The organism is Pseudomonas bubulae, assembly GCF_037023725.1.
Taxonomy (GTDB): domain Bacteria; phylum Pseudomonadota; class Gammaproteobacteria; order Pseudomonadales; family Pseudomonadaceae; genus Aquipseudomonas; species Aquipseudomonas bubulae.
The window spans coordinates 4742614-4766161 of the sequence record NZ_CP146077.1; the positions used below are offsets into that span (position 1 = coordinate 4742614).

Here is a 23548-nt window from a genome sequence, read left to right on the forward strand (position 1 = left end):
TGTAAACCCGAGGGTCAGCTTAAGGCCATCGACCCCGCGAATACCGCGCATCAGAACATGGAATTGGCCGCCCGCAGGCAATCGCCGTACAAAGGTCGAAACTTTGGAGTCATACCTATGCCACTTTTTATTGCCATTGCCCTGAGCCTGCTGGCGGGTGCTGCGGTGCCCCTGCAAGCGGGCAGTAACGCTCGATTGGGCGTGGTGCTGGGCCATCCCTTTTGGGCCACCGTGATCTCATTACTGATCAGCGGCCTGGCGATTGCGCTGGTAATGCTGATTGTCAAAGTGCCCCGCCCCAATCTCGCGGCCCTGCTCACCGGCCCCTGGTGGATCTGGCTCGGCGGGCTGGCCGGGGTGTTTTACATCACCGTGGCGCTGATCAGCGTGCCGCGCCTGGGGGCGCTGAACTTCATCATGGCGGTGGTGGTGGGCCAGTTGATCAGTTCACTGCTGATCGATTACTTCGGCTTGCTGGGTTTGCCAAGAAACACCCCCAGCCTGCAAAAACTGCTCGGGGTCAGCGTGGTGCTGGCAGGTTTTGTCATCGCTTCACGCGGCTGAAGGCGCACTCACTTGCCTGACCAGATCCCGCAGCCAGCGATGAGCCGGGTCTTCGTTGAAACGCTGATGCCAGACCTGCACATAGTTGAACGGCGCTATCGTCATGGGAGGCGGCAGTGCCACCAGGCTGTCGCCGAATGACAGATTGTCCAGGGTACGGGTGGCCACAGTAAGAATCAGGTCGGTGTCGGTAATCATCCCCGGTGCCGTGCCCCAGTGCGGCACATTGACCGCAACCCGGCGCTGCAACCCCCGGGCGTGCAACACGTTATCGACCTCACCCTGGGTATTGCCATCCGTCGACACCAGCAGGTGCGGGCGCGCCAGATAGCTGTCCAGATCGAGCACGCCATTGTCCGGGAGCGAACGACGATTGAGCAGGCAGGTAAAGGTTTCTTCAAACAATACATCGCTGCAGATATCTGCTGGCATCGTGGGGAAAACCCCAACGGCCAGATCGATCTTGCCCTGCTCGATCTGCTCCAGCATGCCCAGGCGGCTGTCCTGGATGATCACCAGCGAAGTGTCCGGTGCTTGCTCGCGCAGCAGCACCAGCAGTTTTGGCAACACGATGGTCGCGCCGTAATCGGACATGGCCAGGCGAAAGGTGCGCTGTGATTCTGCCGGCACAAAGTCGATGGACTGACCGAGCAGCGTTTCGACCTGTCCCAGGATGGCCTTGAGCGGCGCCTGGAGATTTTGCGCCATCACGCTCAGCACCACCTCGTTGCCCTGACGGATCAGCAACGGGTCATCAAGCAGCACCCTGAGTTTGTTCAGTGAGTGGCTGATGGCGGGCTGGCTCAAATGCAAACGAACACCGGTGCGGGTTACGTGTTTTTCCGTGAGCAGCGCATCGAGCACCACCAGCAGATTCAAATCGATATTACGCAGTAACACCTGACGCTCCTGTCTTGGCCAACTCCAGGGCAACGCTGCATGATCCATGCGCGCAACCGCCGTCAGCTTACATGAAGCCAAAACGCCAGTGGGAGCGGGCTTGCTCGCGATGAAAGTGGCGCGGTGTATCTGGGATACCGCGTCATCTTCATCGCGAGCAAGCCCGCTCCCACCTTCAGGCAAGTTACAAATGTGACTCGGCGTATTCCGCCAGAATCGAGCGAGGCACCCCTTGCAGGGCTATATGCACACCGTTGGGGAAATCTTTGAAACGCTCCGTCAGGTAGGTCAGCCCCGAACTGGTGGCCGACAGGTAGGGGGTATCGATCTGTGCCAGGTTACCCAGGCACACCACTTTGGAACCGGCACCGGCACGGGTAATGATGGTTTTCATCTGGTGCGGTGTCAGGTTCTGGCACTCATCGATCAGGATCAGGCTCTGCTGGAAACTGCGACCGCGGATGTAGTTCAGGGATTTGAACTGCAACGGCACCTTGCTCAGAATGTAGTCGACGCTGCCGTGGGTATTTTCATCATCCATGTGCAGAGCTTCGAGGTTGTCAGTAATGGCACCCAGCCAAGGCTCCATTTTTTCGGCTTCGGTGCCCGGCAAGAAGCCGATTTCCTGGTCCAGGCCCTGCACGCTGCGGGTACAGATAATCCGCCGGTAGCGTTTGCTGACCATGGTTTGTTCAATCGCTGCCGCCAGCGCAAGAATGGTCTTGCCCGATCCCGCCGCACCCGACAGGTTGACCAGGTGAATGTCCGGGTCGAGCAAAGCAAACAGCGCCAGCCCCTGGTAAATATCCCGCGGTTTGAGGCCCCAGGCTTCCTGGTGCAGCAGCGGTTCCTGATGCATGTCGAGGATCAGCAACTGATCCTTGCGCACCTCCTTGATCCAGCCGACAAAGCCCTGCTCATCAATGATGAATTCATTGATATGCACCGCCGGCAGGTTTTCGTTCATTTGCACCTGATGCCAGGTACGGCCATGCCCCTGGCGGGTTTCGACCTTGTTGACGCGGTCCCAGAACGAACCGGTCATGGTGTGATAGCCGCGCGAGAGCATCGACACGTCGTCAACCAGCTGGTCGGTACTGTAATCCTCGGACTCGATCCCGCAAGCCCGGGCCTTCAGGCGCATGTTGATGTCTTTGGTGACCAGCACCACGCGCAATTGCGGCTCACGGGCGTGCAAGTCGATCAACTGGTTGATGATGATGTTGTCGTTGAGGTTTTCGGGCAGCAACGCGTTGGGCTCGCGGCGCTTGCTCATCATGATCGACAGGAAGCCCTTAGGTGCGCCTTTGCCGCGCTGGATCGGCACACCTTTTTCGACGTCATCGGGGGTGGCAACCCCCAGCAACTGGTCAATGAGGCGAATGGCCTGACGGCACTCGGCTGCCACCAGTAATTTGCCGGTTTTGAGCTTGTCGAGCTCTTCGAGCACCGTCATCGGGATCGCGACGTGGTGTTCCTCGAAGTTAAGCATTGCGTTTGGATCGTGAATCAGAACATTGGTATCGAGTACATAAAGGATTGGCTGGTTGGAAGAAGGAGTGCGTCCGTGATCATCCATACTCGGTCACCTTTGTGGGAGCCATTCGACGCAATACCGCAACAGTGCTGCGCCTCGAAGTGACTGCCGTATACCCTGCCCGATGGCGTCCTGGAAGACGCCACCTGTTTCGCAGGTTTCGGCCGTCTGTCTTCGTAATACTCCTAAATGTGTGACAAAAAAAATGTTTTTTCACATTCCAGCACTTTATTTTTTGAATGACGAACAACCCTTGGCGCATTCCGGGACCGCAACTAAGCTAATAGATCTACCGATATTAAAAAACGCTGCAATCAACCTATTCTTCCTCTGTCGCGGCAGTGAGCAGCGCTCAAACCTGAATTCGACACCCCTTCATTAAAGCCAGTTAATTCCTACATAGATCCAGGACAAACCCTGCGCCAGCATCTTTTCGCCCGCATTAAGCTGCAGCTGGTACTGAGTCCGCTAACCGTCACTTCCGTGGTGATTTTCTGATTCAACTCCGCGCAACACCTTCATTAATGCACGAGGTCACGGTACTGACGCACCCCTCTTCAGGTGACGAATAAATACCGCGACCGCGTTACTGCGAAAGGATGACTGTATGACTCCCATCTCCAAAACACTGGAACAATTGCTGCTCGATATTTACAAGGACGGCAGCGTTTCGTTTACCGAGTACGAACAGCTGCGCGACAATGCTGATGAAAGAATGGAAAGGATCATTGAGCACTTTGGCCATCACAACAATACGACCGCTTTTCAAAAGGCCATGGATGTCGCCATGCAATTGCTGCAACTGGCAGTAATCGATGCCAAGAACGCCAAGCTGACCGATACCGGTGAAGCCATCGTCAAGGATGCAATCACCGCCCAGGTTGAATACCTGCGCGCTGGCAGCCATCTGGCACTGCGCCTGCTGTAACGCCGTGACTCCTGGCCCATCGAAGCCGGCGGGCCAGGAAGAATGGTCTAGCGCTCACCGAGCGCTTCACAACTTTCCCAGCCCAATCCACTTTGTGAGGTAGCGTTCATCAGCCAGGGTAATGCCGTACGCACCTTGTCCTGGGTGTCATGAAACGCAATCACCCCATGCCGCCAAAGCAGCATCAGGGTCAATACTCGATGGGCTGACTGCTCGCCGTTCAAGCTCGTCGCCAAGTCCTGGGCATCGATGCCCCACAAGGCCACCCGCATGCCCTGAGCCTCAAAAAAACCGCCGCTGTCGGCCCGGCGCTGCCCGTAGGGCGGGCGAAACAGAGGCACGTAGCGCTGCGGCACAACCTGATTGACCAGGGCGGCGCTACGCGCAATAGAGTCCTGCCAGTCTTTCCAGTGACTGTGGGAACGGTACTCCCAGCCCTGCACGCCCACACACTGTCCCTTGTAGAGCGCCTGCAAGGCCAGCGCGCCTTCCTTGTCGAGACGCACCTGCAAGCTGTTACCCAGCACGAAAAAAATCCCGCTGATGGATTGCTTGCGCAGGTACCCGGTCAGCCAGTCAGTAGTGCCCGGCAATTGCGTGGGGCCGCTGTCGAAGGTCAACAAAAACAGCCGGTCGTGCATCGTCTCGCCGTTGACTTCCTGGTCGCCCAACAGAGCGATTTCACTGCTGATTTGCGGGAGCAGCGCCGCCATGCGTAATTGCTCATCCAGGTAGCGCTGGTGAAACTCACGGCCGGGCTCGGCCCAGGCCACATAAAACGAGTCATCGGCGATTGCGAACTTGCCCGCCTGCTCACGCAGACTGTCCATGTCATCGACGTAATAGCAGAACGAAGCATCCTGATCGCAACTTTGCTGCGCCAGGTTGTAGTTGGTCAGTAACCGCTGCCACATCCGCTGGCGCAGAGCATCTATTGCCTCAACATTGATTATTTTCAGACCCAACCGCTGTTTCAGGGCGCTTTCATCCAGCGCTTCGCTGACCATCAAGGCATGGGCAAAAGCGAGTATTTCGGCACGCGAGGCAACATCGAACAAGGCCGGGCTGGTCAATTGTTCGGGCCATGTGCTGCGATCCAGCGTCGCGGGCTCGACAGGTGCCGCCACCGCCCCGGCACACACCAGCCAGACCCACAAGAAAAGAGCAATGCGCACTGATCAACCCCCTGTAAAAACTGACTGCACTATAACCCGACCAGTGCCCGACCCCGCAGGCGTTGGGGGATCTATCGCGTTCATAGGTGGAGTCAAACTGCGCCAACGCCTAGAATCCCCCGACGCTAAAAGGAGACAACCCCATGCTGATGGTGATTTCACCCGCTAAAACCCTCGATTATGAAACGCCGCCCGCCACAGCACGTTTCACCCAGCCCCAGTACCTGGACCATTCCCAGGAATTGATCGAACAATTGCGCGAACTGAGCCCGCAACAGATTGGCGAGCTGATGCATTTATCCGACAAGCTGTCGGGCCTCAACGCGGCGCGCTTTGGCAGCTGGACGCCCGCCTTTACCCCCGCCAATGCCAAGCAGGCACTGCTGGCGTTCAAGGGCGATGTCTACACCGGCCTCAATGCCGTGGACTTCAGCGAGGCCGACTTCGACTATGCGCAAAGCCACCTGCGCATGCTCTCGGGGCTCTACGGCCTGCTGCGTCCGCTGGACCTGATGATGCCGTATCGCCTGGAAATGGGCACCAAACTGGCCAACGCACGGGGCAAGGACCTGTACGCGTTCTGGGGCACGCACATCAGCGAATGGCTCAACCAGGCCCTGGCCGAACAAGGCGATGACGTACTGCTCAATCTGGCATCCAACGAATACTTTTCGGCGGTAAAAAAGTCGGCATTGAACGCCCGCATCATCAATACCGAGTTCAAGGACCTGAAAAACGGCCAGCATAAAATCATCAGTTTCTATGCGAAAAAAGCCCGAGGCATGATGAGCCGGTTTGTGATCAAGGAGCGCATCGACAACCCTGAGCACCTCAAGCAGTTTGATGAGCAGGGTTATCGCTTCAGCGCCGAGCAGTCCAAGCCGGATTTGCTGGTGTTTTTGCGCGACCACGCCCCGCAGTGACCCGCTGCATGCCTCATGCTGGTAAGTTATAGGTATTCCCTGCAAGAGGCCCAGCCATGTTTATCGGCGTTTTACTGATCATCACCTGGCTTGTCCTGTTGTTGCGCTACCCGGCCAAGGCCTTGCCGGTCTCACTGGCTGCCGTACTGGGGCTGGCGATAGTTGCAGCCTCGGTGGCGTGGCTGGACAGCCGTGAGGCGGCACAACTGGCACGTCTGGAACTGCGCATCGTCTATGACCCTGCCCAATGCCCGGCAGACCGACCGCTGCAACTGACCCTGAAAAACAGCAATGACGTACCACTGGTCGAACTTGGCTGGCGCATTGCCGCCTATGCACCGGGCGACACCGTCAATCTTGCCGACAACCTTTACACCGCCCCGCGCTACCGCGGCCCCGGCGAATTGCAAGCAGGGGCAAGCTGGCAGGACTGCTTGCCGATGCCGCCGCTGCGCACGGGTTATCGCCCGCAAACCCTCGAGTTTCGGGCAGAACGCCTGCAAGGCAGTTTTTCCAATTAAGGATGTTCCCATGCTGCGTGTTTTGATCACCGGTTGTTCCAGCGGTATTGGCCGCGTCCTGGCCGATGCTTTCAAGGTGGCGGGGCATGATGTCTGGGCCTGCGCCCGCAAGCCTGGGGATGTAGCACTATTGGCTGCGGCGGGGTTTGCCGCTGTGCAACTGGACGTCAATGATCCGCAGGGGTTGGAGCAATTGGCCGAGCGCCTGGAGCAGGCAGGCGGCGGGCTGGACGTGCTGATAAACAATGCAGGTTTCGGCGCTATGGGCCCCCTGCTCGATGGCGGCGTCGAGGGCTTGCAGCAGCAGTTTGAAACCAATGTATTTTCCATTGTGGGCGTTACCCGCGCGCTGTTCCCGGCGCTGCGCCGCAACAAGGGGCTGGTGGTCAATATCGGCAGTGTTTCCGGGGTACTGGTCACCCCGTTTGCCGGCGCCTACTGTGCCTCTAAAGCTGCAGTACATGCCTTGAGTGATGCCCTGCGCATGGAGCTGGCGCCTTTTGCCATTGGCGTGCTGGAAGTGCAGCCCGGGGCCATTGATACCAGCTTCGCGAAAAATGCCAGCGCCCAGGCCGAGCAGTTGATTGCCGAGAGCTCCGCCTGGTGGCCCATGCGCGACGGTATTCGCGCCAGGGCCAGGGCCTCACAAGACAATCCCACCCCGGCCACAGCTTTTGCCGACGCAGTATTCAAGGCCGTCATGAAACCCAAGCCACCGATGTTGCTGCGTTACGGTAATGGCAGCCGCGCCTTGCCGCTGCTGGCCGCGCTGGTGCCCGCTGCCCTACTGGAAAAAATCCTGATGAAGCGGTTCGGCCTCAATACCCGTGCCTGACACTCATTATGTAGCAGCTGCTACGGGTGATAGCACTGGCCTATGCATACGCCTTCATAAAATCGATAAACACCCGCACCTTCAGCGGCAAATGCCGTGTATCGGGGTAGAGCGCGTACACCCCCTGGCGGCTCAGTTGCCATTCGGGCAGCAGATGTACCAGCCGCCCCGTGCGCAAATCCTCCTCGATCAGCCAGTCGGGCAGGATCGCCACGCCTTGCCCGGTCAGGGCAAACGCCTGCAACACCGATGAATTGTCCGCCCTGATGCGCGCCTTGCAGGGGTTGGGCTGGTAAGGACGGACCACACCGCTGCTCACCTCGGTAATAGTCAACTCCCCAACCCGGCCATGCTCCAGCCACGGCGTTTGCTCAAGCGCGTGCACGCTGTCTATCGGCACCACGCTGGCAACGAACGCCGGCGAGGCCACCGGCAGAATGCCGAAGGTGCTCAATTGTACGGCACGATGGCTGGAGTCGAGCACGCGACCCAGTCGCAAGGCCACGTCAAAACGCTCGGAGATCAGATCCGCGTGGGTCGATGAGGTCGACAGCTGGACGTTGAGGTCAGGGTGCAAGGCACGGAAGAGCTCCAGCGCCGGCACCACCTTGGCCAGGGCATATTCAACGGTGGTGGTGATGCGCAGCGTGCCCTTGAGTTCGGTGTGTTCGCTGCGCGCTTCGTCAATCGCCAGCCGGGCCTCTTCCAGCATGCTCAGGCAGCGCTGGTAAAAGCGCTCACCCGCCTCAGTCAGGGCCAACCGTCGGGTGTTGCGCGTTAGCAGGGTCACGCCCAGCTCAGCCTCTAGACGCTTGATATTGAAGCTGACCACCGCACGGGTTTGCCCCAGTAAATCAGCCGCGGCGGTAAGGGAGCCTGCTTCGACCACGGCCTTGAAGGTGTCGAACCGGTCGAGGCTGACCATAGAGAAACCTGCCAATTGTCAAAATAATTTTGACAATCTAGCAGCAGACGGACGGTTCCTCCATAAGCCAAAGCTGCTTACTGTGCGCTCTACTGAACAGGAGCCACCCATGGCTTACCGCAATAAAGTCGCGCTGGTGTATCTGCTGGGATTTGCCCTGGATCTGGTGAATATGTTCGCAGCCTCGATCGCCTACCCGGATATCAGCCAGCAGCTGCATGCCTCGGTCACACAACTGGCGTGGATTGGCAATGCCTACATGCTTGGCCTGATCCTGGTCATTGTGCCCAGCGTATGGCTAACCCAACTGTTTGGTGAGAAACGCCTGATTGTGCTTTCACTGACATTATTCAGCGTGGCGTCGTTGTGTGTGGCCCAAGCGACCTCAATTGAAGCTCTGATCGGCTACCGCCTGCTGCAGGGGCTGGGGGGCGGGCTGTTGATTCCGGTCGGTCAGGCTATGGCCTATCGGCACTTCCCGATCCGCGACCGGGCCCGACTGACCTCAGTGATTTTGCTGGTGGCGCTGCTAGTGCCCGCACTGTCGCCAGCACTGGGCGGCTGGATGATCGAAGCGCTCACTTGGCGCTGGGTGTTTTATGCCAATCTGCCACTGACCTTGCTTACCCTGCTGCTGGCAGTCTGCTGGCTGCAACCCGACCCGCCTGCGCAGCCCGTATTGCCCATGACTTACAGGCGCATTCGAGCTGGCGCAGCCAATATGGGCCGCCTGTTCAAAAGCCCGTTGCTGCAAGTGGCAATGCTGACCTACCTGTTTATCCCCGGCATTTTCATCGGCACGCAACTGGTGAGTATCTTGTACCTGCACCAACTGGGTTTTAGCGCCACGCAAACCGGCATGCTGATGCTGCCCTGGGCTCTGGCTTCAGCACTGGGCATCACCCTGAGCCGCTACCAGTTCAACCGCCTTGGCCCCAAACCCTTGCTACTGCTGGGCATGAGCGTACAAGCCGCGGGTATTGCGTTACTGCCCCAAATCGATAGCTCCAGCATCGGCTTGCCCATGGCGCTGTACGCCGTGATGGGCTTTGGTGGCAGCCTGTGCAGCAGCAGCGCACAAAACACAGCCTTTATCGATATCGCACCCGAACACATGGGCCACGCCAGTGCACTGTGGAACCTCAACCGCCAATTGAGCTTCCTGCTTGGCCCGGCCTTGATGATGGCCCTGTTCGGTACATTGACCGCAATCACCTCGACGTCCCACGCCTTTGCCCTATGCTTTGCCATCGGGGGTGCATTGACGCTGGTGCCGCTGGTTCCCGTTCTACGCCTTGATACATCCCGCGTGCTGGCCTTGCTCGCACCCTGACCTGGAGATTTTGATGAGTGACTATAAGCGCTACTTCGACCTGGTAAGCGAAACCCACGTCGAAATTGAAGGCTGGTTTTCCGGTCTGGAACCCGGCGTGCTGCCGGTATTGCTGGCGCGGTTTTCGCCGCAGTTTTCGATGATTGCCCCCAGCGGCAACGTGCTGGACGCCAACGGCGTAGAAACACTGTTTGAACAACTGCGCGGTGCGCGCCCGGGCCTGAACATCACCCTCAGCGAGTTCAAGGGCATTGCCCTGCATCCAGGTGGTGCAGTAGTCAGCTACCGCGAGCTGCAGGAGGAACACAACGGCAACCGCACCGACCGCCGCGCCACCGTGGTATTCGAGAAAGACGCCGACGGCAAGATACTGTGGCGGCATTTGCACGAGACGTTTTGCGCGGCTTGAACCCCGGCCTCGCGCTTGTGGGAGCGGGCTTGCTCGCGATGCCGTCACTGCGGTGTTTCAGTTAAACCGCGTCGAGGCCATCGCGAGCAAGCCCGCTCCCGCATTAACTTTACTCGGCCTTGCCCTGATCCACGATCACCGTACAGGTCGTACCCGCGGCCAGCAGGAAGCCATCGGGGATCTCGTCAATATGGATCCGCACCGGTACCCGCTGGGCCAGACGCACCCAGTTGAACGTCGGGTTAACGTCAGCCACCAGCTCACGGCTTTCGGGGTTGTCGCGGTCGTAGATACCGCGCGAGATGCTTTCAACGTGGCCCTTCAACACTTCACCGCTCATCATTTGCAGGTCGGCTTTGTCGCCCACGCGGATATGCGGCAGTTTGGTTTCTTCAAAGAAGCCATAGACCCAGAACGAATCCTGGTCGATCACGGCCATTTTCGGATCACCCACCCGCGCATAGTCGCCGCGATGCACATTGAGGTTGGTCACGTAACCATCGACCGTGGCCAGGACCTTGGTGCGCTTGAGGTTGAGCTGCGCCGCGTCCAGCTGCGCCAGGGCGTGCTGATAGTCGGCCAGGGCCGAGTCGGCGATGTTGCTGGCGTCGTCACGGTTCTCGCGGGAAATCACCAGGCTGTCCATGTCAGCCCGACGATGGGCGTTGACCTTGCGCATTTCCCAGGTTGCCTTGCGGGAGGCCACCAGCGACTGGGCTTGCTTGACCATGATTTCGTAGTGCTCAGGGTCGATTTCCAGCAGCACGTCGCCCTTTTTCACCAACTGGTTGTCCTTGACCGGCACGCCGACCACATAGCCGTTGACGTCGGCCGCGACGTTGATGATATCGGCCCGCACCCGTCCATCACGGGTCCACGGGGTGTTCATGTAATGTTCCCACAGGGTTCGGCCGATCCATATCGCAAGGGCCAAAACCAGCAAGGTGGCAAGCAGGCTGAAGAACTTTTTCATCGGATCGGTCTCAACGGTAAACAGTGAGCGCCATGGCGCCAAAAAGACAAGCAAACAGGCTCAGGCGCAGCAGCGCCGGGTGCCAGAAGAAGCGGTACAGGTCGTAGCCGGAAAACAGTCGGTCAAAGCCCCATGCCAACCCCGCCGCGATAAAAAACATCAGGGTCATGGTGGGCATGTAGACGCCGTGGAAGGCGATTTCACGAGGCATGTTCAAGTCCTTGCGGCTGGGCATAAGCGGCCAGCGGCGATTGCGGGTCAAGCAGTGATGTACGAATAAAATGCAGGTAGCTTTGCACCCGCACCAACGCCGAGGTATCGAAGTTGCGGGCAAAGGGTTCGTCGGTAGACTGCACGCGGCTGATGGCGTGATCGACGGCAATCAGCGCGCGCTCCAGGTTGCTTTCGCTGGGGGCGATAAACAGCCGCACCAGCGCCCGGCCCATGACCCGGATGGCCTGGCGCCACGGCTGGGCCTCGGCATACGCCGGGTGAACCGGCAGGATCGCCTGCTCCTTGCGCAGCTCGATAATTGCGTGGCCGACTTCCAGCACCACAAACATCCAGCGCAGCAATTGGCGTTGCACCTGCGGCTTGCCGGCGGCCAGGCCGTAAGCCTGATGCATCAGGTCACGGGTACGGCTTTCCAGGCTGGAGCTCAGACCACGTAACTTGCCACTGATGGCATACACCACCTGTTCACGCAGATCCTGCTCCAGACGGCTCCACAACCAGCGGCTGTTGGGCGGCAGGATAATCGCACCGGCAGCCGCACAGACCAGCATGCCCATGACCATCGCGATGTAGTCGTTAATGAACTGATACGGGTTATAGATCGTCAGGTTGTCGGGGACCGAGCCGGTGCTGAAAAAGATCAGCAAGCCCAGGCCGACACCCGCGTAATTGGCCCGCGACGTGAGGAACGAACCGAGCACGATCACCGGCGTCAGCACCAGACACAACAGCGGGAAACCGTCGATATGAGGCAGCACGAAAAACATTTCGACAAAGCCGATCAACGCCCCCAGGAAGGTCCCGCAGGCCATCTGAAAAGCCATGCGTTTGGGGTTGGGCGTGGCTGCCGACAAGCCCACCGTGGCGGCGGCGATCAGGGTCATCATGGCGCCGCTGGGCCAGGCGGTCATCACCCAGTAGGTGCCGAGCACGGCCAGGATAAACGCTGCCCGAATCCCGGAAGCGGCCGCCGACCACCAGTTGGTCTGCGAAATAAACGGTTGGTCCCAACGCTCCCGTTCGTGGGTGTGATCGGCCAGCGAGGCGTGGGTCAGCGCGTAGTTGTGCAGGTCGTCGACAAAGCGGAACAGCAGCTCGTAGGCGGTGTTGAAGTCGAGGAAGTCAGACGGGCTGGGTTCGCTTTGCAGAAACCTGACCCGTAACGCACGCACATGCCCTGGCAGGCTCGCCTTGAAGGCATCCAGTTGCTCGGCGAGCAAGGCCGCGTCTTTATCCGTCAACGAGCGACCGGCATAGGTGTCGAGCAACTTCGCCAGGATCTCCAGCTCCGGCTCGATGGCCGACACTACGTCCACCACACCACGGCTGCGCAAACGTGCAAGCAACTGGTGCAAGGCATTGAAGCGCGTAGTAATGGCCATGAACTCGCTGTTCAAACGACTCAGGCGGCCACTGCGACGACGCATATGCGGGTCTTCAAATACGGTCACGCTGCGCATGCCTTCCAGGCCCACGCTTTCACCGATAAAACGCACGTTGCTGGCCTCGTAGGCCTCCTGGGAGGACTGGCCACGCAGGCCTTCGGCAACAAAACCGGCAAATACGCCAAAGCGTTTGTACAGCGCGTCATGCATTGCTGCGCCAGCCGTTTTGGGCAGGATCGCAGCGCTGACCACGGTGGAGCAGAGAATGCCCAGCGAGATCTCCAGCACCCGCCACACCGCGGCCATAAAGGCGCCATCGGGGTGGGCCAGAGCAGGCAGGCCGACCATTGCAGCGGTGTAACCGGCCAGCACAAAACCATAAGCACGGAAGTTGCGGCAGCGAGCAGCACCGGCGGAGCAGATGCCCACCCAGATCGCCATCGCACCGAGAAACAGCACGGTGTTCTGCGCGAACAGGGCGATCAGCGCCACCATTACCGCCGAGCCGGTCAGGGTGCCCAAAAACCGGTAAAAGCTTTTGGCGAACACCTGGCCGCTTTGCGGCTGCATCACGATAAAGACAGTGATCATGGCGGTGCGCGGTTGCGGCAGCTCAAGGCGCATGGCCAGCCACAGGGTCAGAAAGGCGGCGACCAGCACTTTGAAAATATGCACCCAGGTCACGCCATCGCTGCGTGCCCAGTCAAAAAAGCCACGGCGCCATTCCAGGGAATACAGCCAGCGTACCGGGGCGGGCAAGTGGTTCATCTACAGGCTCTCAAAATTAGCCATCGAGGGGGATTGGTGGTCAGGTTCAGTGGTTGAACAGCGCCATGACGGCCGGCGGTTTGTCGGGCACATAGCGATCGTCCCTGGGCACATCGTTGCCAGCACCAAGGCCGCCACCCAGCGCCGTCACCAGCTCGGCGTGGGCGCTCAGGCGGGCGGCCTGGACCTGCTGCTGGATCTGCTGCTGCTTGAACAGCAGGGTTTGTGCATTGAGCACGTTGAGGTAGTCGGTCAGACCACGCTGGAACGCGACCACGGCGATGTCGTAGGTTTTTTGCGCGGCCTGCACCGACTCGGCGGCAAAGACCTGCTGTTTTTCCATCGACTCGCGCTTGATCAACTGATCGGAAATGCCCTTGAGCGCAGTCACCAGGGTCTGGTTGTACTTGGCCACGGCCATGTCATAGCCACCAGAGGCCACGCCCAGTTCCGAGCGCAAGCGACCGCCATCGAAGATCGGCAGGGAAATGGCCGGGCCAACGTTGTAGTTGAGCTTCTTGCCGGTCAGAAAACCCAGCGCGCTACCACCGGTGGCCATAAAGCCGATGCTGCCCACCAGGTCTACGTTGGGGTAGAAACCGGCGTGCGCCACATCGATGCCGCGGGCCTGGGCTGCCACTTCCCAGCGGCTGGCAACCACATCAGGACGCTGTCCCAGCAGTTCAGCAGGAAGGCTCGACGGCAGTTTCAGTGCAGTGGCCAGGGCGAGGGTTGGTCGCTTGAGGCGTGCACCCTCCCCCGGGCCCTTACCGGCCAGCGCCGACAACTGGTTGCGGGTCAAGGCGATTTCTTCTTCCTGGGCGTCAATCTGGCGATGAATCTCGGGCAGCGGCGCCTGCGCCTGGCTGACTTCAAAATGGGTGCCGATACCGCCGTCCAGACGCTTTTGCGCCAGATCGAGAATCTGTTCTTGCTGGTGCAGAGTCGATTCGACGATATCGAGCTGGGCGTAGTGCAGCGACAGTTGGATATAGGCACGAATCACGTTGTTCTGCAGTTCGAGCTGGGCCTGACGACCTTCGGCCACACTCATGTGCGCCATGTCCACGGCCTGCTCTGTGGCATTGCTTTCGCGGCCCCACAAGTCCAGGGCAAAGCTGAAGCCCAGCGCGGCGTTGTTGTCCCAGGTTGTGGAGTTGTCCAATGCACCCGGGCCATAGAATTGGTCCGAGGGCCAGTTGTGCCGTTTGAGCGTCGAATCTGCGTTGATTTGCAGCGACTCGGCCGACTCGGCAACCCCGGCCATGGCCCGGGCCTGACGCACACGGGCTGCAGCCATTGCCATCGTTGGGCTACCCTGTACGGCAAGGCTGATCCACTCATCCAGTTGCGGGTCGCCATAAGCGTGCCACCATTGGGCTTTGGGCCAGTTCGCGTCTTTCGCGGCGCTTTGAATCGCCTCGTCGGTGGCCAGCGTATTGGCGGGAAGCATGCTGCCCTTGGGCGCGATGCCACCAAAACCAATGCAGCCGTTTAATGCTAACGATAAAGCCAGAACACTGAGGGCTTTAAGCTCTCTGCTGATGCGACGCTGCACTGCTGCAAATTCCTGAAAAGGAGGGAGGATGAGGCTTGAGATAGAGAAGTCTATGACTTGGCAGGCACAACGATAAGCGGGCATAAATGTGAATCTTTATTACCGTTCTTGGGATAATCCGTTGGTCGAATGAAAAGCGGCCTGTAAAGCCTGAAACTTCATGTCACAATTTGTTGCTGTGTAATTGGTTGCTGTCCCCTATATCGCCCCTTGAGAGCACTTCATGGACACTTTGCAAAACATGCGCGCCTTCAGTTGTGTGGCCGAAGCCGGAAGTTTCACGGCCGCTGCCGCCATGCTGGACACCACCACTGCCAACGTCTCGCGCGCGGTCTCCAACCTTGAGGCCCACCTGCAAACACGCCTGCTTAACCGCACCACCCGCCGCATCGCCCTGACCGAAGCCGGCAAACGCTATTTACTGCGCTGCGAGCAAATCCTGGCCTACGTTGAGGAAGCCGAAGCCGAGGCCAGCGACGCCCACTCGCGCCCTGCCGGGCAATTGAAAGTGCACACCATGACCGGCATCGGCCAGCACTTCGTGATCGACGCCATTGCCCGCTACCGCAAGACCCACCCCGACGTGACCTTCGACCTGACCCTGGCCAACCGCGTGCCGGACCTGCTCAACGAGGGCTACGACGTGTCCATCGTGCTGGCCAGCGAGCTGCCGGACTCGGGTTTTGTGTCCCAGCGCCTGGGCATTACCTACAGCATCGTCTGTGCATCGCCCGGCTATGTGAAAGCCAATGGCACGGCAACCAAGCCCAGCGACCTGCTCAACCATTCCTGCCTGCGCCTGGTCAGCCCGGTGATTGCATTGGACAAATGGGTGTTTGAAGGCCCGGAAGGCCAGGAAATGGTGCTGATCAACTCTTCGCCGTTTCTGGTCAACTCGGCCGACGCGATGAAAACCGCGATCACCAGCGGCATGGGTGTCGGCGTGCTGCCGGTGTACGCCGCCATCGAAGGCCTGCGCAACGGCACGCTGGTGCGCATGCTGCCCAAGTACCGCTCCCAGGAACTGAACCTGTACGCCATCTACCCGTCGCGCCAGTACCTGGATGCCAAGATCAAGACCTGGGTCGAATACTTGAAAAGCTCGCTGCCGGAAATTCTGGCGGCGCATCAGACTGAACTGGCCACCTATAGCTGATTGCGATTTTGTGGGAGCGGGCTTGCTCGCGATTGCTACAACGCGGTGTATCTGCCACACCCCGACGACCCAATCGCGAGCAAGCCCGCTCCCACAGGTCAAGGATTGGCAGCGGGCGGGCCAGAATGTTAGCGTGCTTACATTCCCGACAGCCGATGAGTCTTGTTCAGATGAGCCTTTCCAGCACCAAGAAAACCGTACTTGCCTTCAGCCGCGTCACCCCCGAGATGATCGAGCGCCTGCAACAGGATTTCAACGTCATCGCGCCCAACCCCAAGCTGGGCGATATCAACGCCCAATTCGAAGAGGCACTGCCCCACGCCCACGGTCTGATCGGCGTCGGCCGCAAACTGGGGCGCAAGCAGCTGGAACATGCCCGGCAGCTTGAGGTCGTCTCCAGCGTCTCGGTGGGTTACGACAACTACGATGTCGACTACTTCAACGAACGCGGCATCATGCTCACCAATACCCCGGACGTGCTGACCGAAAGCACCGCCGACCTGGGTTTTACCCTGATCATGAGCAGCGCCCGTCGGGTCGCCGAGCTGGACGCCTGGACCAAGGCCGGCCAATGGCAAGCCAGCGTGCCACCCGCCCTGTTCGGCAGCGATGTCTACGGCAAGACCCTGGGTATCGTCGGCATGGGTAATATCGGCGCAGCCGTTGCCCGTCGTGGCCGGCTGGGTTTCAACATGCCAATCCTGTACAGCGGCAACAGCCGCAAGACCGCACTTGAGCAAGAGCTGGGCGCGCAATTTCGCAGCCTCGACCAGTTGCTGGCCGAAGCGGACTTCGTCTGCCTGGTGGTGCCATTGAGCGAGAAAACCCGGCATCTGATCAGCCAGCGCGAACTCAAGCTGATGAAGCCGAGCGCTATTCTGGTGAATATCTCCCGTGGCCCGGTCGTCGACGAACCGGCACTGATCGAAGCCCTGCAAAACGGCACCATTCGCGGAGCTGGCCTGGATGTTTACGAGAAAGAACCGCTGAGCGAATCACCTTTGTTCGCGTTGAAAAACGCCGTGACCCTGCCCCATATCGGCTCGGCCACCCACGAAACCCGTGAGGCCATGGCCAACCGCGCCCTGGCCAACCTGCGCAGCGCCCTGCTGGGCGAACGCCCGCAAGACCTGGTCAACCCGCAGGTGTTCAAGGGCTGAGGCAAGGTCTGTTGTGGGAGCGAGCTTGCTCGCGATTGGATCGCCGAGGTGTGACTGATACACCGCGTCGCTGCCATCGCGAGCAAGCCCGCTCCCACAGGGGGTTACAGACTCACGCCAGCTTGGCGTTCAATGCCACCGGCTTGGGTTTGCGAAACACCAGCACGTTACCCAGCATCACCAGCACCAACCCGGCCAACGCCGGGGGGGTCCACTGGTAGCCTTCGGCAAAGGCCGACACATTCAGCGCCACCAGCGGGAACAACACCGTGCAATAGGCCGCGCGCTCCGGCCCCATGCGCCCGACCAGGGTCAGGTACGCGGTAAAGCCGATCACCGAGCCCGGTATCACCAGGTACAACAGCGAACCGATATAGCGCGTGTTCCATTCCATTTCGAACGGGATACCCCTTAGCGCGCAGTACACCGCCAGCATGCTGGCACCATACAGCATGCCCCAGGCATTGGTGGTCAGCGGCTTGAGCCCGGCTTTCTGTTGCAGGCTGGACAGCATGTTGCCCGCCGAAAAACACAGGGTGCCGATCAACGCCAGCCCCAGTCCGAGGGCAATATGCGGTGTGGCGGCATGCCCGCTCAATTCCGGCCAGAACAACAGGCCCAGCCCGAGCATGCCCAGGGCACCGCCAGCGATCACGTTGCGGGCGATTTTCTGCTTGAAGAAAATCCGCGCATTCAGCGCATTCCACAATGTGGCGGTAGAAAACACCACCGCGATCAGGCCTGTGGTCACCCACTGGCTGGCGGTCAAGAAACACATGAAGTTGACACAGAACAGGCACAACCCCTGGGCCAGGCAAATCAGATGCCCGCGCCTGTTCATCACCTGCAACTTGCGGCTGAGCAACAGCACGGCAAACAGCACCAACGCCGCCAGACCAAAGCGGTAAACGATGGACACCGGTATCGCCACCACCCCCAATTGCAATTTCAGGGCGATCCAGGTGGTGCCCCAGATCAAGACAGTCATTACATATAAAAACAGGTTCATGGCGCACTCCAGACAATGGCCTTCAGTCTGGGCCCGCTGCCTGGGCCGCACTTGCAGATTCTTGCGCTTTTGTGGGGTCGGGGCTGGCAGCCGCAGTGCGACGGAGTAGGATGCGAGCATGCCCGCATTCGATACCCTGCAAGTCTTCCAGTCCATGAACAGCTCGCCCAATGCCCGTCTGGTGCACAGTGCTGAGCTGGGTGAAGGCTTGGCCGCTGCTGTGTGGACCAACCACCACGATGCCCGTGAGTATGAAGCACCGACGCACCACACCTTGTCGTGCTATATCTCCGGCGGCACCGGTACTTTCAGACGCGAACAACCCGGCGCCAAGGGCTCACCGGGCAAGCTCTGCGTGCTGCCCGCCGATCATCAATCGGCGTGGGTGATCAATGGCGAAATACGCCTGGCCCATGTGTATGTCAGCCAGGAGCAATTAGCCCTGGGCTGCATCGCCCTGCTCGACCGCGAACCCCGGGAGATGCAATTGCGGGAACTGACCTTTCAGGATGACGAACAGCAAACCCGCCGCTTTCATCAACTGATCCAGACCAACTGGGACGAGCCCGCCGAACGCCTGCTCACCAGCAGCCTGGCCAGCGCCCTGCTCGACCATGCCGTACTGACCCAGGTGGGGCTGCGTGACGGGCTGCAACTCAAGGGCGGGCTGGCGGCCTATCAGCGCCGCCAACTGGTGGAATACATCGAGCACCGGCTGGCCGAACCGCTGAACATCGGCCAGTTGGCAGCGCAGTGCGCGCTATCGCCTTACCACTTTGCCCGCATGTTCCGCGAAAGCTTTGGCGTACCGCCCCATCAATACCTGCTGGCCCGCCGCCTGGCCCGCGCCCGCGACCTGCTGCGCAACAGCACACTGGCGTTGGGCCATGTTGCACTGGCCTGTGGCTTCGCCAGCGCCAGCCACTTCGCCAACCGCTTCAAGCAAAGCCTGGGCGGCACGCCGGGGGAGTTTCGGGCGGTGTTCAGGTAACCCTGGCGGCCTTAGAACTCCAGAGTGCTGGAAAATGTGAGTTGCCGGGCATCGCCAATCGAGACGAAGGTGCGGCTGGCCGCCGAGGTGTAGTAAGTGCGGTCGAAAAGGTTTTTGACGTTGACCTGGAATTTGACCTTTTGCCCCTCAACCTTGGTGTCGTAGGTGGCAAAGGCATCGGCCACGGTGTAACCCGGCAGATCGAAGTCGTTCAGGGCATCCCCCGCCCGTTCGCCCACATAGCGCGCGCCTGCGCCAACGCGTAGCTTGTCACCGCCCACGATGCTGCCAAAGTCATAGACCGCCGACAGCGAACCGCTGTTCTTGGCCACGTTCTGCAGACGCATGCCCTGGTAGGTGGTGTCTTTGGTCACCTCGGCATCGGTGTAGGCATAGCTGCCGATCAGGCTCCACTGGTCCGTCAACTGGCCGCTGACGTCCAGTTCCAGGCCCCGGGAACGAACTTCACCCGCGGCCGAATATGCGGTGACATCGTCCACCGTGGAGGACACCAGCACATTGCGCTTTTTGATGTCGTACAAGGCCAGGGTGCCAGTGATACGGCCCGGGATATCCAGCTTGGCCCCCAGTTCCCAGGATTTTGACTGCTCCGGTGCGATGGAGGAGTCCAGTACCACGCCGCCCGTCAGCGGAGCGATCGAGGAGTTGGGCTTGAACGATTCGGTGTAGCTGCCATAGAACGACAGTTCATCGGTGTAGCGGTATACCAGCCCGGCCCGCGGGATCCATTTCACCCCGTTGGTATCGGTACTGGCCTTGAACGGAATGCTTTTGCCCGCCAGTTGGTCGTACTTCTGAAAGCGTGCGCCCGCCACCAGAATCCATTGGTCGGTGAGGTGGATCGAGTCCTGGGCAAACAACGAGTCGCTGCGCAGCAGGTCGGTCTGGTTGCTGTCACTGGCGCTCACAGTGGTACCGGCGACTTCATTGCCGTACACCGGATTTTCGTAATTGAACGTGGACTGGCTGTCCTGGCGGATCAGCTCGGCGCGATAGATTTTGCGGTATTCGTCGTCCACGCCAAACACCAGGTCATGCTGCATGCCAGCGGCCTGAACCTTGCCCTGCAAGCTGAAGGTGCTGAAACGGTCGGTGGTGATGGCGCCTTTGGTGCCGTCCATTTTTCGCGTCAGGGTGCCGTCGGAGTTGACCTTGGTAACCCGAACCTGGCTGGCGTCGTAGGTTTCGCGGTTCCAGCTGTAGCCGAAATGGGCTTTCCAGTCGTCGTTGAGGTCGTGATCGACTTCAAGGCGGTACAGGTCCGAGCGCCCTTCCATATTGTTGAACGGCTCGTCCAGGCGGCGCGTGGCCGGAATGTCCAGCGGATGGTTGGTCGCCGGATTGATGGCCGTGCCACGGTCGAACGGGGTCAGGAACTCGCGGTGTTCGTACGCCAGCAGTACTTGGGTGTTGTCGCCGTACCAGGCCAGCGACGGCGCGATCAGGGTTTCGCGATGCACCCCAAAATTGCGCCAGTAATCTTCATCTTCATGATCGATGATCATCCGGTAGGCCAGCCCCGAGTCACCCAGCGGGCCGGTGCTGTCGAGGCTGCCACCGCCGCCGTTTTTACCCGAACCGTAGGTTGACCCACGCACCGTCACCGCGTTGTACTGCTCCAGCTGCGGCTTTTTGCTGACCACGTTGACGACACCACCCGGATCTTGAATCCCGTAGAGCAACGAGGCCGGCCCCTTGAGCACTTCGACCCGTTCGGTGGTAGCGTTCATCGCCCGGCCCTGCACCAGCGGCATACCGTCGCGCATGATCGAACCGTCACGGTTGTCACCAAAGCCGCGCTTCATCACCGAGTCCTGGGTACTGCCCAGCGTGTTGCCCTGGGTGATGCCGCTGACATTGTTCAGGGCATCATCCAGATTGCGCGGCGCCTGGTCGCGAATCACCTGGGCGGCAACCACATTGATGGTTTGCGGCACTTCCATGGATGAGCCCGTGCCGCGCATCACCGAAGTGGTGGCTGGTGGCTGGTAGCTGGTGTCGGTTGTGGCCAGCGAGGTAATGCTGGTGGCCCCCAGGTTCAGGGCGCCTGCGGTGGGCTGGGGTTCCAGGGCAAAAGTGTTGGCGTCGGTACGCCGCCCATTGAAGCCAGACTGCGCGAGCAACTGCTGCAAAGCCTGCCCGGCACTCATGCGTCCCTTGATCGCCGGCGCTTGCAGGCCAAAGGGGGCTTCATCGGTGTAGACCACGCTCAGGCCGGTCAGCCGGGAAAAGTCGTTGAGCGCCTGGGGCAGAGGTTTCGCCGGCTGGTTGAAATCGAACAAGGCTTCGGCCTGCTGTTGCGGCGCCTCGGCAGCCATGGCCGCATAAAGCGGGTTTAGCGCCAACCCGGCCATCACGAATGCAGAAGCTCCCAACCACTGTTTCACCGAACTTGCCCTGGACTTCATGCTCATGACCTGTGTGTTGACCTGATACGGAATACGAATTTTTCGCATTTTCAAGCACTACACGGATGGGGCCGGGGTTTACCTCACCACGCAATGAAAAAAAATCCGGGATGCCGCCACAGACCGCCTGTGGGAAAACGGTGGGAGCAAGCCCGCTCCCACAGGGATATGTGGAGGGCGCGTCAACGCAACACAATCAGCCCTAACACGCTGTGCTGCTCAAATCCGAGCACGCCCTGCAACGAATTGAGCACGGCTTGCGGGTCCTGGCTGGGGAAACTGCCGCTGATTTTCCTGGCACCCAACTGGCTGTTGAGCAACACAATCTGCCCCGGGTAATAACGCCTGAGATCGGCCACGACATCAGCCAGCGGGGTTTTGTAATAGCTCAACCAGCCCGAGCGCCAGCCCAGACGGCTCTGGCTGTCAACGTGATGCACGGCATCGGTAACCCCAGCGTCGTAGGCAATTTGCTGATCGGCAGTAAGAATCTGCTGAGCCGAATCCTTGCCAGCCTTGACCCCTACCCGCCCGGACAACACCGTGACTTGCGCCCCGCCCGGTTGCAGGCGCACCTCAAATTCGGTGCCCAGGACCCGCGCTTCACCGCCGTCGGCATCTACCACAAAGGGCGCGCCGGTATGGGTGACGTGAAAGAAGGCCACACCACGGCGCAATTGCACATGGCGTTCACCACCACTGAAGTTCACCGCAATGGCGCTGTCGGCATCCAGCGTGACCTGCGTTTGATCGGCCAGCACCACAGTGCGCACTTGCCCAGGCGCGCTCACATAGTCCGCGCCCAGATCGTCCACCCAGCGCGCCGGTTGCCAACCGGCAAATACACCGACCATCAGCAGCAGGCATGCAGCAATGGCCAACCCACCGGCCCAATGCCGCAGGCGACCGCGCCGGGATGTATCCATAGCCGACAGGTATCGCTGAAGGGCCAGCGACTCTTCGTCAGCCAGGGTACTGGCCGCCACTTCACTCAGCTCCCACACCACCTGCGCCTGGGCATAGGCCTCGGCATGGGCAGGGTCAGCCTGCAGCCAGCGACTGAAGGTGGCCTGATCGCCACTGTCGGGCCGGTCGTGCAGCACACTGAGCCAGTCCAACGCGGCACGCTCTTGCTCGGCTGTCACGGCAACTCTCGAATGACGGTTCACAATGCTGCCCCTGATGGCGGCTCACGCAGACTGGCCTTGCAGGCCTCCAGGGCACGCATCATGTGTTTTTCGACAGCACTTTGCGACACGCCCATGACCTTGGCGATCTCGGCATAGGTGCGACCGTGAATACGGTTGAGCAAAAAGATATGCCGTGTGCGCTCGGGCAGGCTGCGCAATGCCGCCTCGACCTGGCGCAAGTCATTTCCGGCTTCCAGAGCGGCCTGGGGCTCGCAGCTTCTGGCGTCCGGTTCAGGCTGCCAGTGATGGCTGACCCGCTCGCGCGTACCTTCGCTGCGCAAATGGTCGATGGCGATATTGCCCGCACAGCGCAGCAGATAGGTGCTCAGCTCTTCAACCTGCACCAACGGCCGCCGCCAAAACCGCAAAAACAAATCCTGCACCAGATCCGCGGCCGTAGCCCGGCAGCCCACGCGGCGGCTCACCAGCGCTTCCATCTGCGGACGTTGGCTAAGAAACACCTGCAGGAAATGCGCTCGTCCCTGGCGCGGTTCGCTGGTAGGGCCATCCTTGAGTTCGGGTGGGGTCATGGAGATCGATGCGCAGGCAAAAGGAAAGCGATACTAATGATAAATATTCTCATATGCAAAAGCAGATGACGGGCTGCGCGACCGCCCTTGATAAGTGGTGATTGCTCAATGCATA

Annotated in this window: 22 protein-coding genes; 10 read left to right on the plus strand and 12 right to left on the minus strand. The window is 59.9% G+C overall.

Translation table 11 applies throughout. The annotated features are described in order from the left end of the window. Window positions 1–117: 117 nt before the first annotated feature. Window positions 118–564, plus strand: a complete 447-nt coding sequence (locus V6L81_RS21820) for a DMT family transporter (protein ID WP_095001210.1) — start codon at window positions 118–120, stop codon at window positions 562–564. On the opposite strand, the gene V6L81_RS21825 is transcribed toward V6L81_RS21820, so the two are convergent. After that, window positions 553–1464: a LysR substrate-binding domain-containing protein gene (locus tag V6L81_RS21825; RefSeq protein WP_095038763.1), complete on the minus strand. Its 912-nt coding sequence runs from the start codon at window positions 1462–1464 to the stop codon at window positions 553–555. The genes V6L81_RS21820 and V6L81_RS21825 overlap by 12 nt on opposite strands. Window positions 1465–1648: 184 nt before the next feature. After that, window positions 1649–3043 (minus strand): PhoH family protein, encoded by a 1395-nt coding sequence (locus tag V6L81_RS21830; RefSeq protein WP_095001208.1) that lies wholly within the window; start codon window positions 3041–3043, stop codon window positions 1649–1651. Window positions 3044–3608: 565 nt separating this feature from the next. Between V6L81_RS21830 and V6L81_RS21835 the strand changes: the two genes are divergently transcribed. After that, window positions 3609–3929 carry a hypothetical protein gene (locus tag V6L81_RS21835; RefSeq protein ID WP_095018213.1) on the plus strand — a complete coding sequence of 107 codons (321 nt, stop codon included), beginning with the start codon at window positions 3609–3611 and terminating at the stop codon, window positions 3927–3929. Window positions 3930–3976: 47 nt separating this feature from the next. On the opposite strand, the gene V6L81_RS21840 is transcribed toward V6L81_RS21835, so the two are convergent. After that, window positions 3977–5104 (minus strand): polysaccharide deacetylase family protein, encoded by a 1128-nt coding sequence (locus tag V6L81_RS21840; protein ID WP_095018214.1) that lies wholly within the window; start codon window positions 5102–5104, stop codon window positions 3977–3979. A 143-nt stretch (window positions 5105–5247) separates the two neighbouring features. On the opposite strand from V6L81_RS21840, the gene yaaA reads away from it, so the two are divergent. The 3 genes from yaaA to V6L81_RS21855 are packed head-to-tail and all read left to right on the plus strand — an operon-like array spanning window position 5248 to window position 7383. After that, window positions 5248–6027 (plus strand): peroxide stress protein YaaA, encoded by a 780-nt coding sequence (gene yaaA / locus V6L81_RS21845; protein WP_095001205.1) that lies wholly within the window; start codon window positions 5248–5250, stop codon window positions 6025–6027. A 56-nt stretch (window positions 6028–6083) separates the two neighbouring features. Next, entirely contained in the window at window positions 6084–6548 is a 465-nt protein-coding gene (locus V6L81_RS21850; protein WP_095001204.1) for a multidrug transporter, read from the plus strand. Between the two features lie 10 nt (window positions 6549–6558). Then, entirely contained in the window at window positions 6559–7383 is an 825-nt protein-coding gene (locus V6L81_RS21855; protein WP_271351167.1) for an SDR family oxidoreductase, read from the plus strand. A gap of 40 nt (window positions 7384–7423) precedes the next feature. On the opposite strand, the gene V6L81_RS21860 is transcribed toward V6L81_RS21855, so the two are convergent. Continuing rightward, the gene (locus V6L81_RS21860; protein WP_095020543.1) at window positions 7424–8308 is read right to left on the minus strand and encodes a LysR family transcriptional regulator; all 885 of its coding nucleotides are present in this window, start codon (window positions 8306–8308) and stop codon (window positions 7424–7426) included. Between the two features lie 109 nt (window positions 8309–8417). Here V6L81_RS21860 and V6L81_RS21865 point away from each other — a divergent pair, with 109 nt between their 5' ends. Then, window positions 8418–9641, plus strand: a complete 1224-nt coding sequence (locus V6L81_RS21865) for an MFS transporter (protein ID WP_240881672.1) — start codon at window positions 8418–8420, stop codon at window positions 9639–9641. A 13-nt stretch (window positions 9642–9654) separates the two neighbouring features. Further along, window positions 9655–10050 (plus strand): DUF4440 domain-containing protein, encoded by a 396-nt coding sequence (locus tag V6L81_RS21870; RefSeq protein ID WP_095018217.1) that lies wholly within the window; start codon window positions 9655–9657, stop codon window positions 10048–10050. Between the two features lie 109 nt (window positions 10051–10159). Here V6L81_RS21870 and V6L81_RS21875 read toward each other — a convergent pair whose 3' ends face one another. Genes V6L81_RS21875 through V6L81_RS21890 form a run of 4 tightly spaced genes read right to left on the minus strand, consistent with a single transcriptional unit; the run spans window position 10160 to window position 14968 of the window. Further along, a complete protein-coding gene (locus V6L81_RS21875; RefSeq protein ID WP_016781860.1) occupies window positions 10160–11023 on the minus strand; it encodes an HlyD family secretion protein in 864 nt (287 codons plus the stop codon). A gap of 10 nt (window positions 11024–11033) precedes the next feature. Next, a complete protein-coding gene (locus tag V6L81_RS21880) occupies window positions 11034–11234 on the minus strand; it encodes a DUF1656 domain-containing protein (RefSeq protein WP_016781859.1) in 201 nt (66 codons plus the stop codon). Beyond that, window positions 11224–13410, minus strand: a complete 2187-nt coding sequence (locus tag V6L81_RS21885; protein WP_130871997.1) for an FUSC family protein — start codon at window positions 13408–13410, stop codon at window positions 11224–11226. The genes V6L81_RS21880 and V6L81_RS21885 overlap by 11 nt, the downstream gene beginning before the upstream one ends. Before the next feature lie 46 nt (window positions 13411–13456). Beyond that, window positions 13457–14968 carry an efflux transporter outer membrane subunit gene (locus V6L81_RS21890; RefSeq protein ID WP_095018218.1) on the minus strand — a complete coding sequence of 504 codons (1512 nt, stop codon included), beginning with the start codon at window positions 14966–14968 and terminating at the stop codon, window positions 13457–13459. A gap of 223 nt (window positions 14969–15191) precedes the next feature. Between V6L81_RS21890 and V6L81_RS21895 the strand changes: the two genes are divergently transcribed. Both V6L81_RS21895 and V6L81_RS21900 read left to right on the plus strand, forming a co-directional pair. Then, window positions 15192–16124: a LysR family transcriptional regulator gene (locus V6L81_RS21895; RefSeq protein WP_095001197.1), complete on the plus strand. Its 933-nt coding sequence runs from the start codon at window positions 15192–15194 to the stop codon at window positions 16122–16124. Between the two features lie 170 nt (window positions 16125–16294). Further along, window positions 16295–17284, plus strand: a complete 990-nt coding sequence (locus V6L81_RS21900; RefSeq protein ID WP_095024913.1) for a D-glycerate dehydrogenase — start codon at window positions 16295–16297, stop codon at window positions 17282–17284. A 112-nt stretch (window positions 17285–17396) separates the two neighbouring features. On the opposite strand, the gene V6L81_RS21905 is transcribed toward V6L81_RS21900, so the two are convergent. Continuing rightward, window positions 17397–18293 (minus strand): DMT family transporter, encoded by an 897-nt coding sequence (locus tag V6L81_RS21905; protein ID WP_095018257.1) that lies wholly within the window; start codon window positions 18291–18293, stop codon window positions 17397–17399. 118 nt (window positions 18294–18411) lie between these two features. Between V6L81_RS21905 and V6L81_RS21910 the strand changes: the two genes are divergently transcribed. Continuing rightward, window positions 18412–19284, plus strand: a complete 873-nt coding sequence (locus tag V6L81_RS21910; RefSeq protein WP_130871995.1) for a helix-turn-helix domain-containing protein — start codon at window positions 18412–18414, stop codon at window positions 19282–19284. 11 nt (window positions 19285–19295) lie between these two features. Here V6L81_RS21910 and V6L81_RS21915 read toward each other — a convergent pair whose 3' ends face one another. From V6L81_RS21915 to V6L81_RS21925, 3 genes are all read right to left on the minus strand, one after another. Next, complete coding sequence (locus V6L81_RS21915; RefSeq protein WP_095001189.1) at window positions 19296–21713, minus strand: TonB-dependent receptor; 2418 nt, start codon at window positions 21711–21713, stop codon at window positions 19296–19298. A gap of 182 nt (window positions 21714–21895) precedes the next feature. Beyond that, window positions 21896–22882 (minus strand): FecR domain-containing protein, encoded by a 987-nt coding sequence (locus V6L81_RS21920; protein ID WP_371926136.1) that lies wholly within the window; start codon window positions 22880–22882, stop codon window positions 21896–21898. Then, entirely contained in the window at window positions 22879–23433 is a 555-nt protein-coding gene (locus V6L81_RS21925; protein ID WP_095024916.1) for an RNA polymerase sigma factor, read from the minus strand. The genes V6L81_RS21920 and V6L81_RS21925 overlap by 4 nt, the downstream gene beginning before the upstream one ends. Window positions 23434–23548 lie beyond the last annotated feature (115 nt).

What these genes read in the sequence shown, in the direction of transcription:
- V6L81_RS21860 (WP_095020543.1), bottom strand. Translation starts at nt 8,308, where the DNA reads ATGGTCAGCCTCGACCGGTTCGACACCTTCAAGGCCGTGGTCGAAGCA.
- yaaA (WP_095001205.1), top strand. Translation starts at nt 5,248, where the DNA reads ATGCTGATGGTGATTTCACCCGCTAAAACCCTCGATTATGAAACGCCG.
- V6L81_RS21880 (WP_016781859.1), bottom strand. Translation starts at nt 11,234, where the DNA reads ATGCCTCGTGAAATCGCCTTCCACGGCGTCTACATGCCCACCATGACC.
- V6L81_RS21865 (WP_240881672.1), top strand. Translation starts at nt 8,418, where the DNA reads ATGGCTTACCGCAATAAAGTCGCGCTGGTGTATCTGCTGGGATTTGCC.
- V6L81_RS21875 (WP_016781860.1), bottom strand. Translation starts at nt 11,023, where the DNA reads ATGAAAAAGTTCTTCAGCCTGCTTGCCACCTTGCTGGTTTTGGCCCTT.
- V6L81_RS21850 (WP_095001204.1), top strand. Translation starts at nt 6,084, where the DNA reads ATGTTTATCGGCGTTTTACTGATCATCACCTGGCTTGTCCTGTTGTTG.
- V6L81_RS21910 (WP_130871995.1), top strand. Translation starts at nt 18,412, where the DNA reads ATGCCCGCATTCGATACCCTGCAAGTCTTCCAGTCCATGAACAGCTCG.
- V6L81_RS21915 (WP_095001189.1), bottom strand. Translation starts at nt 21,713, where the DNA reads ATGAAGTCCAGGGCAAGTTCGGTGAAACAGTGGTTGGGAGCTTCTGCA.
- V6L81_RS21905 (WP_095018257.1), bottom strand. Translation starts at nt 18,293, where the DNA reads ATGAACCTGTTTTTATATGTAATGACTGTCTTGATCTGGGGCACCACC.
- V6L81_RS21925 (WP_095024916.1), bottom strand. Translation starts at nt 23,433, where the DNA reads ATGACCCCACCCGAACTCAAGGATGGCCCTACCAGCGAACCGCGCCAG.
- V6L81_RS21820 (WP_095001210.1), top strand. Translation starts at nt 118, where the DNA reads ATGCCACTTTTTATTGCCATTGCCCTGAGCCTGCTGGCGGGTGCTGCG.
- V6L81_RS21870 (WP_095018217.1), top strand. Translation starts at nt 9,655, where the DNA reads ATGAGTGACTATAAGCGCTACTTCGACCTGGTAAGCGAAACCCACGTC.
- V6L81_RS21855 (WP_271351167.1), top strand. Translation starts at nt 6,559, where the DNA reads ATGCTGCGTGTTTTGATCACCGGTTGTTCCAGCGGTATTGGCCGCGTC.
- V6L81_RS21835 (WP_095018213.1), top strand. Translation starts at nt 3,609, where the DNA reads ATGACTCCCATCTCCAAAACACTGGAACAATTGCTGCTCGATATTTAC.
- V6L81_RS21900 (WP_095024913.1), top strand. Translation starts at nt 16,295, where the DNA reads ATGAGCCTTTCCAGCACCAAGAAAACCGTACTTGCCTTCAGCCGCGTC.
- V6L81_RS21895 (WP_095001197.1), top strand. Translation starts at nt 15,192, where the DNA reads ATGGACACTTTGCAAAACATGCGCGCCTTCAGTTGTGTGGCCGAAGCC.
- V6L81_RS21830 (WP_095001208.1), bottom strand. Translation starts at nt 3,043, where the DNA reads ATGGATGATCACGGACGCACTCCTTCTTCCAACCAGCCAATCCTTTAT.
- V6L81_RS21885 (WP_130871997.1), bottom strand. Translation starts at nt 13,410, where the DNA reads ATGAACCACTTGCCCGCCCCGGTACGCTGGCTGTATTCCCTGGAATGG.